Consider the following 18,438-nt stretch of genomic DNA (forward strand, 5'->3'; position numbering starts at 1 on the left):
TTTTATCATCCACGCTATTCATTTATATTAACGCTATTTTTTTTCATGTTTATTAACAGCATTCGTACCACCTGAACTTTTTGTCGTATTCATGATATATGTGTTTATTTTTACTTATACATTGAACATGTTGCAGCATATAATGGTTGACTGTTTAAGTACCTATGGAATCGTTCTATTACGCTTTATTCTTTCTATCCTTAGCGAATTCTTTAATAATCGATTTATTGAAGACCGGCAGATCATCTGGTGTGCGACTCGTGATGAGTTTATCATCGACTACCACCTCGCTGTCCTCCCATAAGGCGCCTGCATTAATAAGGTCCATTTGAATAGCTGCAACAGAGGTAAGCTTTTTATCACGTACCAAATCTGCATTAATCAACAATTGAGGACCGTGGCAAATTGCTGCAATCGGTTTGTCCCGTTCCCAAAACGCGTTGATCAATGCAATAGCAGTTTTATTCGTCCTCAATTTATCAGGACTTATTACTCCTCCTGGAAGAAGTAAAGCATCGTATCGATCCTCCTCTGCTTCTTGGAGAGCAACATCGACTGGATAATCATTTGACCATTCATCTCCACTTTTTGCTCTAACTTTTCCATCAGCAGGCGATATGATATCCGTCTTTGCGCCCGCATTTTCCAGTGCTTCTTTAGGGCTTGTTAATTCAACTTCTTCAAAACCATCCGCAACCAATATAGCGATCCGTTTATTCTTTAAATTTTCCATGTAATTAAATTTTAATGATATCCTTTATTTACTGTTATATAACCGATTCAAATCATCTAAAGTTTGAAATAAGATAATTTAACGTGAACAATTAGGCTATTAGCTTCCTAAATTACGTCATCAAATCTGAACCATCAATCTGAAAGTAACCAATGAATGATGTATCCCATTAGATATCGATAAGAGCATAAGCCCTATCGTTTCCGTGATGCGCTCTCAGTACAGGCACTGCTACGTTGTAAATCGGTATTCCAGTGGGCGATAGGGCTTCGAATTTTCCAGCATGTGCATGGCCGTGGAAGGCGGCGCTAACTTTACGACGTTGTAGTGGCTCCATTAAATGTGTAGAGCCTAAAAACGGATAGATTTGTTCGGGTTCTCCTGAAACAGTCTCTGCGATAGGTGCATAATGGAGCAAAGCGACTTTTTTTATAGTCGCATGTTCTTGCTCAAGCCGTGCCAACGCGCGGTCCAGCAGCAAAGACTCATTGACAGCTTCCTGAACAAAACTTTTCATGGCGTCTTCCCCAAACATTGAGAGCATGTAGCGGTCAAATCCACCACCAAAACCTTTCACTCCTGCAAATCCAATGTTTTCGACTACAGTGGCTTCTCCATCAAGAACAATAATTTTATTGTCAATCAAAATCTGGCGAATCTGCTTATGTCGTCCTTTTTCATAATCGTGGTTCCCTAATACCGCAAGCACCGGAATTTTTACGGACTGCAGTTCCGAGATAAGTAACTCAGCTTCTTCCTCATCGCCAGTGTCGGTTAAATCACCACATAATAGTAGCACTTTGGCTTTCTCTGAAATTTCTTCAAAAGCTATTTTCCATTTTCCCTGCTGACTCACATTCATATGTATATCGCCCAAGGCGGCTATCGTTGTTTTGTTCATATCAAACAGTTTTTATAGTATAAGATTTATAGTCCCAGTGTTTAATGTCGATCTCGTATTGTGTCTGATCAATTAGCGGTCCCAAGCATACTTTTTCAAGGCATGGAGGTAGGTTATACTGATCCGATGCGCGTAGGAGAAGCTCGTCAAATAGTCCTTTTGGGATAATGTCGCGATAATCATGTGGATACGTAAATTGAAAAATCAGTATCTGTGCAAGCAACAGATGCCAGTGCTGATCCATGCGCACCAATAAATGATCCCAATCAAGTTTGTTTCCGTATTTTAAAAAAATGTGATTAATATCAGCACTATCGTGTCGCTCTCTATTCTGTACATACAGCTTACACCAGACCAACTCTTCTGCTGGTATATAGCGCACTTTGGTGTCAAAAAGAATTCCTTCTGGACCTCGATCAAACCAATCCTGCTGTACTGTACAATAGTGATTGACACTATCAAAAATGATGTCGATAAAATAAGGGTCTTTGTAGATCTTAGCCAGCCACCTAACATCGGTCAATTCCGTTTGATAGCCGTTTGCCGCAAAATGCTTAAGAATTTTAGGGTATTCACTGCTTTTGCAGAATATATCGAGATCTTTTGTAGGCCTTATTATTCCCGTATAGTGGAACATTGCTAATGCTCCGCCTACCATGAATTGGCTATCACTCTGCTGTAAAAGTTGAAGGGTGTCCTGGAAGAAGTTAAGGCAATCTTCAGGTAAATTATCTAAATGAATCATGTAATCTGCTTTTTTTTATAAACAGCCAACTAAATCGAGTGGTTTGGCGACCAGTGTTTAAAGCGTATAAGGCACATCAGTAATAAGTAGAAGTACTCAATTTGAAAATCGCGACCGCTGAGATGCCGGCTGCATATGTTCTAGTTAAAGAGTATGTACACGAGATATTATTCGCGTGGATGATAACCACAACTTAATGGAACAGTAAAAGGTTAAACTATTAAATAGAAGATAATGGTAAAATACATGTATTTAGCAATTGTAATTGCAGCTGTGTCAACCGCATGCGGTGACGCTAACAAGCATAGCGAAGTAGAATATAAAACAGACACAATAACCCAACAAAGTGGCCTTCCATTGGACAACATCCATCGAAGCCGATCGCAGGATAGGACCAAGGAAAATGAGCAAAGTAAGGAACAGGGAGTTCCGTTGGATAACTTACACAGAGACAAGCCCTCGGACTAGAATTATCTCGACAATAATTTATACGGCGGCTCTGGGAACAAACCCAATTAAACCCATAATAAAAAAGAAATAAGGAGTATGCTAACTATTAAGGGTGTAATAAATCGCACCGTACTTAAGTTAAGTTTGTTGATTCAACTTAGCTTATTCATTTCTACATTGTACGCGCAAAAAGTTGATTCCGCTTTAAGGGCTAAGGATTCGATCGCTTTAATCGATTCATTACCTGAAAACCCAGTCGCCTCAGCCAGAAATTTGCTCGAAAAATGGCGTATGGAGGTAGACCATTCTTATGCCGAGTTTGACAGCGTGAAACGGAGAGTGGCCTGGCAAAGAACAAACAACGAGTTGGTTGTGCCAAATCAAGTACAACGGTACATCCAAGAGGTTAAACCCCCTTTGCTTTCTTTACAGAAGAAAGTGGATATGCTGAAAAAGCAGACAGTTCCTCAGGATTCTACTGGAATTTCCTGGCGCGCAATTCAAGATAGTGCGGCTACTTTAGGGCGGAATATTGAATCACTTCTATTAGACATGAAGGATCTTAGCGACAAAGCCCAGCAGCAAGAGAAGGTGGTCCAGGCAGCTTCAGGTATTACCACTTGGCTTCATTGGAAACATATTATACAAAAGAATCTTGAGCAAGATGGCTTCTCGCAAAGTTATTATGACACTGGATGGGACGGCCGCGTTCTACTTATCATATTCAGTTTTGCCTATTTTTATTGGTTATATCAGATGCGGAGAAGCGCAGTGGGGGCGGATGAAGCCTTACCTTTACATCGCAATCAGCCATGGTGGATTCCAATTCTGAAATATGCAATATTCTTTCTCATTCTACTACCCTTGACCTCGCTTAGAATTCCAGTGTTTGTGCTGGAAATGACCTATCTACTTGTGTTTGCATTTTTATACTTACTGATACGTGCCGCGTTGTCGGATATACAAGTTAAAGTCATGCAGTCCATTTTCTTTTACTATACTGCGGTTTTGGTCAGCAATTTAATTTTAGACGTAGATTGGATTTCACGGACCATAGTTGTCTTTGTCAACCTTTTGGGACTCCGTTTACTCTGGGGGCTGCGATGGAATAGCGACGGAAAAGCACCATTCAATCACTTAGGATCAACAGCACGATGGTTATTACTATTTTTTTGTATCGTAGCGATTATATGTAATATTTTGGGTTTCCTAAATTTAGCACGCACATTCAATATCGCAGGTGCTGTAGGATTGTTGCAAACATTATCGATGCGCGCATTTCGTGATATGCTCGCTCATGATGTGGTTAATTCTTATGAAAATTCAAGGAATGACCAATTTATAAATCGTTTTGATAAGCATAAAATGATTGCAGCATTGCACCGAATAACTGGATTTTTTTCTTTTATATTGGCCATTATCATCTGGGCAAACACTTTGCATATTACGAGTGAGCTACGCCGGTTAGGTGACCGACTATTGAATAGCACGCACACCATCGGCAGTGTGACCTATACATATGGTGATGTTCTCTTAGCCTTTGTAGTAATATGGACCGCAAACTGGATTCAAAAGAACTTAAAAGATCTTCTTGATCGGCCGACCTCAAAAGTAAATCAGCGTCCTAATGCATTGTTGCCGCTCGTGCGTGTCGTAATTTTTATTATTGGGTTTCTTATCGGAATACGTATCCTAGGCTTGGGTGTTGACAAACTCACTGTGATTATAGGTGCATTGAGTGTTGGTATAGGTCTAGGCTTGCAAAATATAATCAACAATTTCGTCTCGGGCGTTATCTTAGTATTTGAGCGGCCATTTAAGGTTGGAGATTATGTCGAACTTGCAGACAAAAAAGGACAAGTTATGCAAGTCGGAATCCGATCCAGTACCTTGCTGACCGATCAGGGTGCGCAAGTAATTATACCAAATGGTGATCTGCTCTCAGGTCGATTAGTCAATTGGACATTTGACGATTCTGATATCCGATTGAACCTCCAGCTAACGATCATCACAGCCCGAAATATCGAAGATTGGAAAAAATGGTTGCGGGATACCATTTCTTCTTTTGATGAGATTGATCTCAGTCTCGATGTAAAAATTTTAACGAAAGACATTACGGCAGACGCCTATGTTATATCCGTTCAAGTAGGTTTGAAGAATGTGAAAAAAATCGAGCGCTTTAGAAGCAGTTTTCTAGAGAAAGTTAGAGCCGAAGCCATCCGCTGTGATTCAAAGGTGACTTCGGCCTAATGGAGGCTACTTACTTTCAGACCGGTAATAAATCCAGCCCCGCAAATTTTCCAGTTCGTCGCTATTTTTGAGATCAATCAAATTATTGATGCCTAATTTAGCAGATAATGTTCCAAATTCATCAATTTCGTGAACCGGATAAAATAGAACATTTTCATTGGGCATGTCTACATTACCCTGCAGCCATTTATAGCCCGCAGCTTGCAGGTTGTCGATAAATGTATCAGTGACTGCCTCCAAATAGTGCATCATTTTATTAATCCAAATAAGTTCATCATTAGTTCGCGCTGGATAATGCTCTGCTACATAATCTTGTATTAGTTGCTCGCCCTCTACGTCCCAACCGTCACGAATCATCGCCAACCCCATCGCTCTTACTTCCTCTTGATAAAAATCTTGGCCGTAAACCATCATGATATCCCCAGCTATTGGGCTCTCTTCAATTTTGGCACGTAAGGCCATCTGTCTATTAAGCAGTTCGTGTACGTAGTCAAATGTGTGTTCCATAATATACCGATACTTGATTTTTATTTGTTTACTAAGTGAACATAGGTTGAGAACTTAGGGTTTGTTTTAGAAGAGAATAAAAAATGATAATCCTTACATCTTGATCGATCGAGTATTTATCAGAGCGTGTTTGTATTTACTCAACATTTTTTTACTAAAACATTTTTGGTCTGAAAGCTGTTTCTTTCAATATCAGTCACTCAACTAAACTAAAACGAAAATACATAAAGCTATGAAACAGTTGCTTTTGGTGGATGATCATACATTGGTGCGATCTGGTTTCCAACTAATATTAGAGGCACAACAGGACATCACTGTAATAGCGGGGGTCGAAAATGGCGAAAAAGCCCTGGAATATCTAAACAGTTCATCGAAGCCAGATATCATTTTAACAGATATTCACATGGAGCAGATAGATGGCATTCAGCTCATTCAAGAAGTAAAAAAGAAATATGTGGATATAAAAATCATCGTTTTATCGATGGAGGATAATATCCACGTTGTCCAGGAAATTTTTAACCTCGGCGCCGATGGCTATTTGTTAAAAGATTCTAATGTGGAGGAAATCCTTTTTGGAATCCAGCAGGTTATCCGAGGTGAACAATACATTAGTGCATCACTGAGTATTGATATTATTAGAAATTTATCGAAATATACCCATATGGATGTAGACCGAACAGCAATAATGGCCAGGTATGATATTTCTGAACGGGAGCTATCCGTACTGGAATTGATTGCTCAAGGGCATACCAATGCTGAAATAGCGGATCAGATCTATTTAAGCAAAAGGACGGTCGAAGGGCATAGGCAACAATTAATCGAGAAAACAGGATCTAAGAATACTGCAGGACTTGTACGCTTTGGTTTTCAGAAGAAATTATTGAGCTAACAGTAAAGTACTGGCATTCTTTTAAAAATGTTTGGCCGGCAGATCTATATGCTTCAATCATTTAAATTATCCTGCTTATCTCTTTTTCTAGCGAGGATTGATTTTATAATAGTTGTAATTATTTTGCATTTGAAATGCATTTTATCTAAGTTTGGCGCGCAGTTATAGACTATATGTAAACAATAATCAGTCATGAGCCAAAAATTTGTATATAATACGCGTTATCCTTCTGTTGAAGATTTAAAGAATAAAGCGAGGAAAAGAATTCCCCGATTTGCATTTGATTATTTGACCGGAGGAGCAAACGAAGAGTTGAATCTCGCCAGAAATGAAAACGATTTTGACAACATTTTGTTAAAGCCTCAATATCTTTCAGCGAGCGATGAAATAGATCTTTCTGTCGAATTATTTGGTCGCCGTTATAGCGCGCCATTTGGTGTTTCACCCATTGGACTTCAAGGATTGATGTGGCCAAATGCACCGGAAATTCTTGCGAAAGCGGCAGCGGAAAATGATATTCCCTATATTTTGAGCACCGTATCGACAAGTAGTATTGAGCGTATTGCCGAGGTGTCGGATGGGAAAGCATGGTTTCAGCTCTATCACCCTACCGAGAATAAATTGCGAGATGACATTATCAGGCGTTTACAGGTTGTCGAATGTCCAGTATTGGTGGTATTGGTCGACGTGCCGGCGTTCGGACTTCGGTATCGCGAAATAAAAAGTGGATTGTCCATGCCACCTAAAATGAGCGTTTCGAATATTTTGCAAACATTTGCATGTCCAACTTGGGGTATTGAGACCTTAAGACATGGTATTCCTTCTTTCGCTACTTTAAAACCTTATATGGAAAAAGGTCTTGACTTAGCCCAACTCGGACAGTTTATGAATAAGACATTTACGGGTAAAGTTGATGTTGAAAAGATTAAAGCAATAAGGGACCTATGGAAAGGCCCATTGGTGCTGAAGGGAATTGCAACAGATGAAGATATGCAGGCTTCCATCGCATTGGGGGTGGATGGTGTGATTGTTTCAAACCATGGGGGACGACAGCTAGACGCAAGTGAGTCTTCGATCAATTCATTAATTCGTTTGGCTAGTAATCCCGAATATAAAAAGAATATAAAAATAATGTTGGACGGTGGGATTCGCTCGGGTGTTGATTTGGCGCGTGCTCATGCTGTAGGATCAGAATTCAATTTTATAGGTAGGCCTTTTATGTACGGTGTAGGCGCATTAGGTGCAGCAGGCGGCAAACATACGATCAATATGTTCAAGACACATTTGTATCAGGTTATGAAACAGTTGAGTCTTTCGAAGATAGCAGATTTTCCACAGCGTCTACAGGCTATTCTCTAACTATTCTGTTCGGTAAGATCATCAATCTAACCTTGTAATAGGCTTATGCCGAATGTTTACAATTTTGCTTGTAGCTTTTTTTTTTTGTGTCATCTCACAGCGCAAAAACCAAAGATCAACGCTATACCAAATTTGGTGTTTTGACAGTGCTTGTTCAGTGCTTGTTCAGAGATCATTCAGTGCTTGTTCAGTGACAACTGAATGAGCGCTGAATGATCACTGTGAAATAATTGACGTAAAATTGTTGTTTGGTATAATTTGGTATTACTATGATTTAGTTTTCATTGCTTGCCAAACAAAGAAATTATGGGGATTATCAAAAATGGCATCCGTTCGGACGGTTTGCCAAAAGGCATAAAGCTAAAAGAGGTTTGATCGATAGCAAAAGTTAATGTGGAGCAAGAGGATTTTTCAGTCAATGAAGAGAATTTTGATTTAATTTCTTAAGTTTGCATATCCATGAGGTTAATTGTTTTCATATTGATAGCATATATTCTGGGACTTTCCTTTGTCCCGTGCAGCGATTCGAACAATCACTGCGAAGAGACTGCTATGGAAGCGAAGCTAAATCAAACACACAACCATGGTGATGATGCATCTGATGCGTGTTCAATTTTCTGTTATTGTAATTGTTGTAGCGGAAATATAACAGCTTATACGTATCAATTTCCGGAAATTGCGGGTGTTCCGGTTGCTATTTATTTTGACAATCGTATACCCGTCCTCAATACCGCAATTCTTTCCAGCTATTTTGGAAGCATCTGGCAGCCGCCAAAGATTAATGCTTAAGTTTTTGTAAAAATTCTACAAACAAATCTGATAGAGCATCCTATGCTGTTCATTATTCAGCTTTGTGCTCGGAATACGCCTGTTGCATTTTATTGCGACAAGCAATGAAGATATTCTAATGAGCTATTCCTTAAGCATTAATCACGTATATTGTGTTAGATCATATTATAAAATTTAGCATCAAGAACAAGATTGTTATCGGTTTGATGACCTTGTTGCTTATCATTTGGGGGGCATGGAGTGCGACGAAACTGCCCATAGATGCCGTTCCCGATATTACCAATAATCAAGTCCAGATCTTTACATCTTGTCCAACGCTTGCCGGACAGGAAGTGGAGCAATTGGTTACTTTTCCAATTGAACAAAGTATCGCGACTGTACCCAAAATTGAAGAGATCAGGAGTATCTCACGCTTCGGCCTTTCTGTCATTACCGTTGTTTTTGACGATGATGTAGATATTTATTTTGCCCGTCAGCTGATTGGTGAGCGTTTAAATGAAGCTGTGGATCAGATTCCACAAGGTATTGGTAAACCGGAGCTGGCTCCAGTAAGTACGGGACTGGGAGAAGTATATCAATACATTATCCATCCCAAAAAGGGTAGCGAAAAGAAATACAATGCAAAAGATTTGCGCACCATGCAAGATTGGATTGTTGCCCGTCAGCTCTATGGAACACCTGGGATTGCCGAGGTCAACAGTTTCGGTGGTGAGCTCAAACAATATGAAGTAGCTGTTGATCCGAATAGACTTAAGGCAATGAATATCACCATTCCGGAGCTATTTACTGCCTTGGAGAAAAACAATCAAAATACAGGTGGTGCCTATATTGATAAAAAACCGAATGCCTATTTTATCCGGGGAATTGGTCTGGCGACGTCCTTGGAAGATGTCAGAAATATTGCTATCCGCAAATCAGGATCTATACCGATTTATGTAAAAGACGTTGCCGATGTGCGTTTTGGTCATGCAGTGCGCTATGGAGCCCTGACCTACAATGGTGAGGTCGATGCGGTAGGGGGTGTTGTCATGATGTTGAAGGGTGAAAACAGCAATGAGGTGGTCAATCGGGTGAAAGAGAAATTACCTACTATTCAGCAATCTTTACCGGATGATGTCGTCATAGAACCCTATTTGGACCGAACAGATCTCGTTGGGCGTGCGATCAGTACCGTTGAAAAAAATCTGATCGAGGGTGCCCTGATCGTCATTTTTGTCTTGGTACTCTTTCTAGGCAATTTGCGGGCAGGTCTTATTGTAGCATCAGCAATCCCTCTGGCTTTACTGTTTGCACTTGGACTGATGAACGTCTTCGGCGTAAGCGCCAATTTAATGAGTTTGGGCGCGATAGATTTTGGTTTGATTGTGGATGGAGCCGTCATTGTGGTGGAAGCTACGTTACACCATTTAGGCTTACGAAAATCAACCGAGAAATTGACCCAGGCCGAAATGGACCATGAGGTATTTGAGTCTGCTTCAAAGATCCGTACCAGTGCAGCCTTTGGTGAGATTATTATTCTCATTGTCTATATTCCAATTTTAACATTGGTGGGGGTTGAAGGGAAGATGTTTCGTCCAATGGCACAAACGGTTGGGTTTGCTATTTTTGGCGCATTGATTCTCTCGCTAACCTATATTCCTATGATGTGCGCTTTGTTCCTGCCGAAAAAACAGAACGACAATCAAACCTTGAGCGACCGCATGATTGTGGGATTACAGCTTATTTATGCCCCTTTATTACAGAAAGCCATTCGGTTTAAATACCTGATCGTGAGTTTAACTGTTGCCATTTTTGCTTTATCGGTCTTCTTTTTTAAGCATATGGGTGGCGAGTTTATTCCACAATTGCAGGAAGGTGATTATGCATTCCATTGCATACTTCCGCAGGGAAGTTCGCTTTCGCAGAGTATTGAAACTTCCATGCAGGCTTCCCGGATTATCAAAGAGTTTGCTGAAGTGAAGATGGTTGTTGGCAAGACAGGAGCCGCTGAGGTGCCAACGGATCCTATGCCACCGGAAGCAACAGATGTTATGGTGGTATTGAAGCCCCAAAAAGAGTGGAAGTCGGGCCGTTCTTATGAAGAACTGGGGCGTGCTATTCTGGAGAAGCTAGAAGTAATTCCGGGTGTTTTCTTCGAAAAAAATCAACCGATTCAAATGCGCTTTAACGAGTTAATGACGGGTATCCGTCAGGATGTTGCTGTAAAGATCTTCGGTGAAAACATCGATTCACTGGCCGCTTACGCCAATGTGGTTGCCGCTCAGATTCAATCTGTTCAAGGGGCAACTTCTCCACAGGTGGAGCGTGTATCCGGTCTCCCGCAAATCAATATCGTTTATGACCGCACCCGTATCGCAAATTATGGATTGACAATTCAGGACGTCAATGATGTGGTGAGTACTGCCTTTGCCGGTCGGAGTACGGGACAGATCTATGAAAATGAACGTCGCTTTGATCTGGTCGTCAGGTTAGATACAACGCACCGAAACAGCATTGATGATGTGCGTAATCTGATGATTCCTACAGATACGGGTACGCAGATCCCGCTTTCTCAGGTTGCTGCCATTGATTACAAATTGGGGCCGGCACAGATCAGCCGCGAAGCGGGTAAAAGAAGAATTGTGATCGGTTTTAATGTGGCCGGGCGTGATGTTCAAACCGTCGTAAAAGAAATCGAACGACAATTGACTGCAAATGTAAAGCTTCCCGCGGGCTATTATTTCACCTATGGGGGGCAGTTTGAGAATTTACAGAAGGCGAGCTCACGCTTGTTGATTGCTGTGCCAGTTTCCTTATTGCTTATTTTTATGCTGTTGTATTTCACGTTTCATTCCTTTAAGCAGGCCACACTCATCTTTACCGCAATACCAATGAGTGCTATCGGAGGTATCTTTGCTTTAATGTTGCGTGGCATGCCTTTCAGTATTAGTGCCGGTATCGGTTTTATTGCCTTATTTGGGGTGGCCGTACTCAACGGTATTGTTTTAATTGGAACCTTTAATCAATTGAAAAAGGAGGGGGTAGATGATATTTTTCAGCGTGTTAAAGAAGGCACTTTGACGCGTTTACGTCCTGTTCTCATGACAGCGACGGTAGCCTCACTGGGCTTTTTACCGATGGCTATCAGTACAAGTGCCGGCGCTGAAGTTCAGAAGCCTCTGGCCACCGTTGTGATTGGCGGATTAATAACGGCAACTTTCCTGACCTTGTTTGTGCTGCCGTTATTGTATATAATTTTTAATTCTAAATGGAATATGAAACGAAGTAGTGGTGCTAAGACCTTTTTTACAATATTTATTTTCTTATTTATGATGTTGGGCTTTCAGGTGTTTGCCCAGGAGCGCATTTCTGTTACAGAAGCTGTGGAATTTGCGCTGAAGAGCAATCGTCAGTTTCAGATCAATCAGGCTGAGATCGCAGGAGCAGGTTTTAATGTCAAAACGGCAACCGAAATTCCCAAGACAGGGATCTTTGCAGAAAATGAAGACTATCGTCCATCAGATAAGACCGGGCTGCTGAAAATCGGTGTAACGCAAAGTATGGCCTGGCCCGGACTCTATGCGGCGCGTAAAGATTATTTTAAACAGCAACTAAAATATGCGAATCTAAATACGGATGTATTGAAATCTGCGATTACCAAAGATGTAAGGGCAGCCTATTTTCAGCTCTGGTATCTCCAGGATCGCCAAAAGTTGTATATGGAGTTGGATAGTATCTACAGCGGCATGTTTAAAGCAACAGAATTACGTTTTAAGACTGGTGATGTCGCTGCGCTGGATAAGATCGCTGCAGAAGCAAAATTGAAAGAGCTGCAGGCTCAGTTGGTTCAAAACAAAAAGGATATTGTTATTCAGCAGCAGCAATTGATGATGTTGTTAGACCGTAATGAGTGGATGCTTCCTTTGGATCAGCCCTTGGAGAAGATTATCGTGAACGCCAGTCCATCTGAGGAAACAGTACATCCTTTACTTGTTTTACAGCAGCAAAATGTAAATATCGCATCATCAAATATCAGTGTTCAGAAAAATACAAATAAGCCGGAGTTCTCGGGTCGATTTTTCTCCCAACGTGTTTGGGGAGCCAAGGATCCGTTATCGGGATTCTCGGTCTCCGCATCTTTTCCGGTCTTTAGCCTAGGCGCTTATAAAAGTAAAGTAAAGGCTGCCAACGCTGAAATGGAAGTTCAACAGCGTAAGTTAGAATATGAGACGCAGGTATTTCAGACAAATAAAGGGAATGCACTTGCTGAAATTGACAAGAACAGTGCATTACTGCAATTTTACGAGTCTTCGGGTCTAAAACAAGCCGATGCAATCATTAAAGCGGCTAGTTTGGGTTATAGAACAGGGGAGATCAATTTTGCTGAATTAAGTCAATTTTTAAGTCAGGCTATAGGGATTCGCCAGAATTATTTAGAAGTCCTTAATCAGTATAATCAATCAGCAATTCAATATAATTACTTCAATAACAAATAAGCCAACAATGAAAGTTTTCATAAAGATATTTATCGTATGTGTAGCCGTTACTGTTTTTTACGGTTGCAGTTCTAAAGAATCGAAGCATAAAGTTCAACCAGAAGGAAAGGAAGCGCCTAAATCCGAAGAAGGGCATGAGGAAGGGCCGGTTACCATAGCGGCACTGAGTGCGGCGCAAATCAAAGCCGTGGGTATCGTTTTTGGCGGTATTGAAGAGAAGGAACTAACGGCTACCCTTAAGGCTAATGGAATTTTGAGTGTACCCAATAACAATAAAGCCAATGCAACAGCGCTTTATGGTGGTGTGGTGAAGACATTGAATGTACAATTGGGAGACAATGTACGTAAGGGGCAGGTGATCGCTACGATTACCAACCCGCAGTTTGTACAGCTGCAGGAGGAATATGTATCCCTTGCAAGTAAGATTACCTTAGCTGAACAAGAAATGGCAAGGCAACAGGAACTTAATGAAGGTAATGCGGGCGCACGGAAAAATCTGCAGGCAGCAACAGCAGAATTCAACAGCTTACGGGCTAGGAAGGCTTCTTTGCAACAACAGATCCAATTGATGGGCATTAACCCCAATAGCGTGAATCTGTCCAATATGCGCACTTCATTGGCCGTGACAAGCCCTATCAATGGAACAGTGAGTAATGTTTTTGCGAAAATTGGGAGTTATGTAGATGTCTCTTCGCCGGTAATTGAGATTGTTGACAATAGTCTGCTGCACTTGGATCTGCAGGTGTTTGAGAAGGATCTACCCTTAGTTAAAGTGGGGCAGTTAATACACTTCCAACTGACAAACAATCCAGACAAAACGTATACCGCGAAAGTATTTACTATTGGTTCTTCCTTTGAAAATGACAGCAAGACCATCGCTGTGCACAGTACCGTTGTGGGCAGCAAAGTGGGCTTGATTGATGGAATGAACATTACGGGGATGATCGGTATCAATAATGTGCGGACCCCGGCTGTTCCGAATGACGCCATTGTGGAGGCCGACGGCAGGTACTATATTTTTGTAGAAACAGAAAAGAAACCTGAGGAGCATGATGAAGGGCACGACGATCACGGGCATGCGCACGATGAGGGCGAAGCAGAACATGCGCATAGCAACGAGAAAGAAGCCGGCAATCATGGAGAAGGACAGGCCAAGAACATTAATTTTGAAAAAATTGAGATTCAAAAAGGTGTGTCTGCTTTGGGGTATACGGCGATTACCCCGGTTAGCGAAATTCCTGCCGGAACTAAAATTGTTGTAAAGGGCGCCTTTTTTATCAATGCTAAAATGAGCAATACAGGTGGGCACGAACATTAATTATCAGCATTTGTTCACATAATGAAATCAAATAATGTCATATATATGAACTGAAAGCTAAGGAAGGCAGCTATGCTATATGCTAGTTTCGCAGGATCGCGCAACATAACGAAAATCCATTGACGGATATTTAAAGATGATTTATATGTTGTTTCCGCTTCTTCTTAAAAGCGCTATATACAATTATTACACTTATTGACATCAGAACAAATGCTAAGAAAAATGGTGCGCCGGAGAATTTGAATGGTGCGTTGTCATGAGTAAAGTAATAGAAAAGATTGGTCATCATCGGAGGACCAATGATTGACGTTGCACTCATCAGGCTGGTCAATGCGCCTTGAAGTTCCCCTTGCTCGTTTGAAGGAACATTTTTGGTTATCACCGATTGTAAGGCTGGGCCACAAATACCGCCTAGGCAGTAGGGGATTAGGAATGCGAACATCATCCATCCTTGGCTCGCAAATGAGAATAGCAATAAGCCAATGGCATAAAGGGTCAGACCATAAAAAATGCTTTTCTGTTCGCCAAGTTTGGGTGTTGTCCATCGAATCAAAACACCTTGTACCAAACCAATCAACAAACCAATGACACCCAACGAAATACCGACCATTCTTTCGGTCCAATTGAATTTATACATGGTGAAAAAGCTCCAATTGCTCTGAACAGCATGTCCTGCAATATATATTAAAATTAAGGCAACGATTAAACCAGATATTTCCGGGTGTTTTCCGAGAAATTTAAAAGATCCAACAGGATTGGCACGTTTCCAGTCAAAGGCTCTGCGTCTATTTTTTTCTAAGCTCTCAGGCAGAATAAAATAGCCATAAAGGAAGTTTAGCATGCACAACCCAGCGGCGGCATAAAATGGAACTCTAGCGCCATAGTGGCCGAGTAAACCTCCGATAACAGGACCAATGATGAAGCCCAAACCAAATGCAGCACCTATCAAGCCGAAGTTCTTCGCCCGATCTTCATCGGTTGATATATCTGCAATATAGGCACTTGCTGTTGTAACGCTGGCTCCAGTCAATCCGGCAATAACTCTTCCCAAGAAAAGCCATCCTATAGTTGGAGCAAGGGCAAGAAAGATATAGTCTACCGCGAATCCAAAAAGGGAAATCAATATAACAGGCCTTCTCCCATATTTATCACTGAGATTGCCAACGACAGGAGAAAATATGAACTGCGTAAAAGCGTAAGCAAAGCCAAGCCAGCCACCATATTTAGCCGCTTCGCTGATGTCACTATGGATCAGCTCCTCAATAAGTTTAGGAACAACAGGAATGATGATTCCCCAACCTGTAATATCGATGAGTAATGTGATAAATATAAATCCGATTGCTGCTTTTTTCTTGGAATTTTCCATTATGTTCCAAAAATAATCAAATCCTTAAAAACTTGTATGTTATTTGATTACTAAATTGTAATCAGTCTTTTATTTTCGATCGCGCTAAGATGCTGTATTGATGGCTTTACATGTCGGATGGTGCAGTATCTTGAAATTGCATGAATTGGCAATAAAACAAAGTTTGTTTGCATTTTTATGTAGCGATAAAGCAAGTTCTATTTTTGAATCATCTGCGATAATCACTTCAGGGTGTAATGTCACCGATGTAAAACGGCCGCTGCCATCTCCTTCAGTCGCCAAGGTAGCAAGGGCGTTATCCGTATAAGATAAAACCTGAATGCCGTTTTGCGAACATACATATAGGTAAGACATCATATGGCAAGAAACCAGGCTGCTGAGAAGCAGATCTTCTGGATTGTATAATAAGGGGTCGCCCTTGAATGCTTTTGCGGCTGAAACGTGAAGATCTGCTTTTCCCTCAATTGCAATGGAATGGCTTTTATTATAAACTTTTAATCCCTGAAGATTGGGCTGTTCAGCATGATGCCAAGTTAAAGATACTTTAAAAACGTGTTTGTAACTCATTTAATAAAAGTAAGAGTTTATAGTAAGATTGAGAACCGTGTATACCTTTAGAGTTGTTTTCGCTCCCTATTTGCGCCCTATCGAATTGTTGCTTTTGTCGGTTCTGTAAAGTTAAATATAAGGAAGATAGTAATAGCTTTTTTTTTTCGAAAATGTGTTTTTGCTGCATTTCCTGACAATTTACATTCGTACAAACTAAATGATATTTTTATATTAGAGTGATATTTTTGAAAGATATGCTATCTATGAACAGTTTTTTCCAAAATTACAATACGGGGAAACGTATTCTTCTTCATTTGTGTTTTTGGTTTTTGGTTTTGGGAATGCAATTTATTTCCTATCAACGGATAGATATTCATAATTCGTGGATATTGTTTCTAAAAGATGTATTTTCTTTATTGACCATATTTTATGTGACAGCTTATGTTATTATTCCGCGTTGGTTTATTTCGGGAAAGTTTTTGCTGTGTATTTTATGGCTATTGTTTATTTACGCCTGGTGGTCGTTTCTAAGTTATTTTGGTGCCATATTAACACTAAAATATTTGACGCCAGATATTCGTTTGTCAAGTTATCTCGAAATAGTACAAAGCAATGGAATCTTTGGAGCCTTTCGGCTTTCTTCCCTTAGCGATTATTTATTAGATTTTATTTTTTTAGTGGCCCTACCATTGACCGTAAAAATAGTGCAGGCATTTATGTCTGTCAGAAATTCCAAGACGAAGCTCGAACTGAAAAATGCTGCATTGGAATTAAACAACGTTCAATTGGAGCTCGCTTTTCTAAAATACCAGATCAACCCGCATTTTTTACTTAATACACTTTATAGTATCTATGTGCTAGTATCGGATCGTGATGAAAGAGGTGGTGAAAGTATGATGCGTTTAAGTAGTATTATGGTGTATCTGCTTCACGAAAGCAACCAGCCCCAGGTGGATATTAGTCGCGAATTTCAACTGCTTAAAGACTATGTTGAATTGGAAAAGTTGCGTTATAGTGAGACCGTGCAGATCAATCTAAATCTGGCGGCTGATGACGAGAACTGTATGATGGTGCCCCTCATCTTCTTTCCGTTTGTTGAAAATGCATTCAAACATGGACCTCGCCTAAGTTCATCGGCGGGATGGATATCCATAGCCATAAAAGTGAAGGACCATAAGGTGCATTTGAACGTGTCCAATGCGTATAGGGAACTTTCAAAACCAGAAAATTATATCGGTGGCTTAGGGATAGAAAATGTAAGAAAAAGACTGGAACTTCACTATCCCCATCATCACATTTTGGAAATAAAGTCAAATGAGGGTGTGTTTACTGTTAATCTCGTCGTAACTTTACTTCCTGAAGAAAAGCCGTAGCACCAAAGCTGTGGATTGCTAAGTACTTATGAATAGAATTAGAACTATCCTTATTGAAGATGAGCCAATTGCAAGAGGTCGCCTGGAGAAATTAGTTTCCAAATTGGGGCTGATCGAAATATTGGGTGTATTTGAAAATCCGTCGCAGGCCATTGATATCTTGAAAAAGCATGAGATAGACCTTATTTTGTCGGATATTGATATGCCGGAGATGGATGGCATTACTTTTCTCAAAGGACTTGTTCATCCGCCTTTTGTTGTGTTTATAACTGGCCATTATGAATATGCCGTCGATGGATTCGAACTGGATGTAATCGATTATATTTTAAAGCCACAGCTGACAGAAGAAAGGTTAATCAAAGCAATAGAGAAAGTTCAGAAGGCTATGCTGTTTTCTAGAAGGGCCGCTAATGGAGAAAGAAAAGCGATTAAAATAAGGGATCGGAATAAGACTATTTTTATAGATCCTACGGATGTTTTCTACCTAAAAGCTTGGGGGGATTATATACAGATCTATTCCGTAGAAGGGATGCAAACTTTACTGTCTACCATGAAAGATATGGAAGCAGAACTGCCATGGGATATGTTTGCGCGCATGCATCGTTCTTATATCGTTAATGTCAAGCAGATCAAGGGTGTTGAGGCAAGCAAAGTAATTCTGAAAAATGGAACAGAACTCGGTATAGGTTTGCAATACCGCAATCAGCTTTTTGCTAAGATGGGACTGATATAAA

The 18,438-nt window shown here is 40.6% G+C and carries 15 protein-coding genes; 9 read left to right on the top strand and 6 right to left on the bottom strand.

Annotated elements, in window-relative coordinates:
• Nucleotides 1–178 precede the first annotated feature (178 nt).
• From B2107_RS02260 to B2107_RS02270, 3 genes are all read right to left on the bottom strand, one after another.
• Nucleotides 179–733 carry a type 1 glutamine amidotransferase domain-containing protein gene (locus B2107_RS02260; protein WP_293952764.1) on the bottom strand — a complete coding sequence of 185 codons (555 nt, stop codon included), beginning with the start codon at nt 731–733 and terminating at the stop codon, nt 179–181.
• Nucleotides 734–902: 169 nt separating this feature from the next.
• Nucleotides 903–1,634, bottom strand: a complete 732-nt coding sequence (locus tag B2107_RS02265) for a metallophosphoesterase family protein (protein ID WP_293952766.1) — start codon at nt 1,632–1,634, stop codon at nt 903–905.
• 1 nt (nt 1,635) lies between these two features.
• On the bottom strand, nt 1,636–2,379 hold the full coding sequence (locus B2107_RS02270; protein WP_293952768.1) for a nucleotidyltransferase domain-containing protein: 744 nt from the start codon (nt 2,377–2,379) through the stop codon (nt 1,636–1,638).
• Between the two features lie 246 nt (nt 2,380–2,625).
• On the opposite strand from B2107_RS02270, the gene B2107_RS02275 reads away from it, so the two are divergent.
• Nucleotides 2,626–2,847, top strand: a complete 222-nt coding sequence (locus B2107_RS02275) for a hypothetical protein (RefSeq protein ID WP_293952769.1) — start codon at nt 2,626–2,628, stop codon at nt 2,845–2,847.
• A gap of 78 nt (nt 2,848–2,925) precedes the next feature.
• Nucleotides 2,926–5,079: a mechanosensitive ion channel family protein gene (locus B2107_RS02280; RefSeq protein ID WP_293952771.1), complete on the top strand. Its 2,154-nt coding sequence runs from the start codon at nt 2,926–2,928 to the stop codon at nt 5,077–5,079.
• Between the two features lie 6 nt (nt 5,080–5,085).
• Here B2107_RS02280 and B2107_RS02285 read toward each other — a convergent pair whose 3' ends face one another.
• The gene (locus B2107_RS02285; protein WP_293952773.1) at nt 5,086–5,586 is read right to left on the bottom strand and encodes a hypothetical protein; all 501 of its coding nucleotides are present in this window, start codon (nt 5,584–5,586) and stop codon (nt 5,086–5,088) included.
• A gap of 232 nt (nt 5,587–5,818) precedes the next feature.
• Between B2107_RS02285 and B2107_RS02290 the strand changes: the two genes are divergently transcribed.
• The 5 genes from B2107_RS02290 to B2107_RS02310 all read left to right on the top strand — a co-directional run bounded on the left by B2107_RS02290 (nt 5,819) and on the right by B2107_RS02310 (nt 14,416).
• The gene (locus B2107_RS02290; RefSeq protein WP_293952774.1) at nt 5,819–6,475 is read left to right on the top strand and encodes a response regulator transcription factor; all 657 of its coding nucleotides are present in this window, start codon (nt 5,819–5,821) and stop codon (nt 6,473–6,475) included.
• Nucleotides 6,476–6,667: 192 nt separating this feature from the next.
• Nucleotides 6,668–7,834: an alpha-hydroxy acid oxidase gene (locus tag B2107_RS02295; protein ID WP_293952776.1), complete on the top strand. Its 1,167-nt coding sequence runs from the start codon at nt 6,668–6,670 to the stop codon at nt 7,832–7,834.
• A 459-nt stretch (nt 7,835–8,293) separates the two neighbouring features.
• A complete protein-coding gene (locus B2107_RS02300; RefSeq protein ID WP_293952777.1) occupies nt 8,294–8,623 on the top strand; it encodes a DUF6660 family protein in 330 nt (109 codons plus the stop codon).
• Between the two features lie 152 nt (nt 8,624–8,775).
• Nucleotides 8,776–13,098, top strand: a complete 4,323-nt coding sequence (locus B2107_RS02305; RefSeq protein WP_293952779.1) for a CusA/CzcA family heavy metal efflux RND transporter — start codon at nt 8,776–8,778, stop codon at nt 13,096–13,098.
• Between the two features lie 7 nt (nt 13,099–13,105).
• Nucleotides 13,106–14,416 carry an efflux RND transporter periplasmic adaptor subunit gene (locus tag B2107_RS02310; RefSeq protein WP_293952781.1) on the top strand — a complete coding sequence of 437 codons (1,311 nt, stop codon included), beginning with the start codon at nt 13,106–13,108 and terminating at the stop codon, nt 14,414–14,416.
• Between the two features lie 130 nt (nt 14,417–14,546).
• Here B2107_RS02310 and B2107_RS02315 read toward each other — a convergent pair whose 3' ends face one another.
• Nucleotides 14,547–15,782, bottom strand: coding sequence for a TCR/Tet family MFS transporter (locus tag B2107_RS02315; RefSeq protein WP_293952783.1), 1,236 nt, complete (start codon nt 15,780–15,782; stop codon nt 14,547–14,549).
• 84 nt (nt 15,783–15,866) lie between these two features.
• Complete coding sequence (locus B2107_RS02320; RefSeq protein ID WP_293952785.1) at nt 15,867–16,349, bottom strand: OsmC family protein; 483 nt, start codon at nt 16,347–16,349, stop codon at nt 15,867–15,869.
• A 245-nt stretch (nt 16,350–16,594) separates the two neighbouring features.
• Here B2107_RS02320 and B2107_RS02325 point away from each other — a divergent pair, with 245 nt between their 5' ends.
• A complete protein-coding gene (locus tag B2107_RS02325; RefSeq protein ID WP_293952787.1) occupies nt 16,595–17,704 on the top strand; it encodes a sensor histidine kinase in 1,110 nt (369 codons plus the stop codon).
• Nucleotides 17,705–17,732: 28 nt separating this feature from the next.
• Nucleotides 17,733–18,437: a LytR/AlgR family response regulator transcription factor gene (locus B2107_RS02330; protein ID WP_293952789.1), complete on the top strand. Its 705-nt coding sequence runs from the start codon at nt 17,733–17,735 to the stop codon at nt 18,435–18,437.
• Nucleotide 18,438 lies beyond the last annotated feature (1 nt).

Origin of the sequence: Sphingobacterium sp. UBA7855, assembly GCA_002500745.1 — a bacterium.
In the GTDB taxonomy this organism is placed as follows: domain Bacteria; phylum Bacteroidota; class Bacteroidia; order Sphingobacteriales; family Sphingobacteriaceae; genus Sphingobacterium.

Coding starts and splice junctions, on each gene's coding strand:
- B2107_RS02315 (WP_293952783.1), bottom strand. CDS start 15,782: ATGGAAAATTCCAAGAAAAAAGCAGCAATCGGATTTATATTTATCACA.
- B2107_RS02295 (WP_293952776.1), top strand. CDS start 6,668: ATGAGCCAAAAATTTGTATATAATACGCGTTATCCTTCTGTTGAAGAT.
- B2107_RS02265 (WP_293952766.1), bottom strand. CDS start 1,634: ATGAACAAAACAACGATAGCCGCCTTGGGCGATATACATATGAATGTG.
- B2107_RS02320 (WP_293952785.1), bottom strand. CDS start 16,349: ATGAGTTACAAACACGTTTTTAAAGTATCTTTAACTTGGCATCATGCT.
- B2107_RS02310 (WP_293952781.1), top strand. CDS start 13,106: ATGAAAGTTTTCATAAAGATATTTATCGTATGTGTAGCCGTTACTGTT.
- B2107_RS02260 (WP_293952764.1), bottom strand. CDS start 733: ATGGAAAATTTAAAGAATAAACGGATCGCTATATTGGTTGCGGATGGT.
- B2107_RS02280 (WP_293952771.1), top strand. CDS start 2,926: ATGCTAACTATTAAGGGTGTAATAAATCGCACCGTACTTAAGTTAAGT.
- B2107_RS02275 (WP_293952769.1), top strand. CDS start 2,626: ATGTATTTAGCAATTGTAATTGCAGCTGTGTCAACCGCATGCGGTGAC.
- B2107_RS02285 (WP_293952773.1), bottom strand. CDS start 5,586: ATGGAACACACATTTGACTACGTACACGAACTGCTTAATAGACAGATG.
- B2107_RS02325 (WP_293952787.1), top strand. CDS start 16,595: ATGAACAGTTTTTTCCAAAATTACAATACGGGGAAACGTATTCTTCTT.
- B2107_RS02330 (WP_293952789.1), top strand. CDS start 17,733: ATGAATAGAATTAGAACTATCCTTATTGAAGATGAGCCAATTGCAAGA.
- B2107_RS02290 (WP_293952774.1), top strand. CDS start 5,819: ATGAAACAGTTGCTTTTGGTGGATGATCATACATTGGTGCGATCTGGT.
- B2107_RS02270 (WP_293952768.1), bottom strand. CDS start 2,379: ATGATTCATTTAGATAATTTACCTGAAGATTGCCTTAACTTCTTCCAG.
- B2107_RS02300 (WP_293952777.1), top strand. CDS start 8,294: ATGAGGTTAATTGTTTTCATATTGATAGCATATATTCTGGGACTTTCC.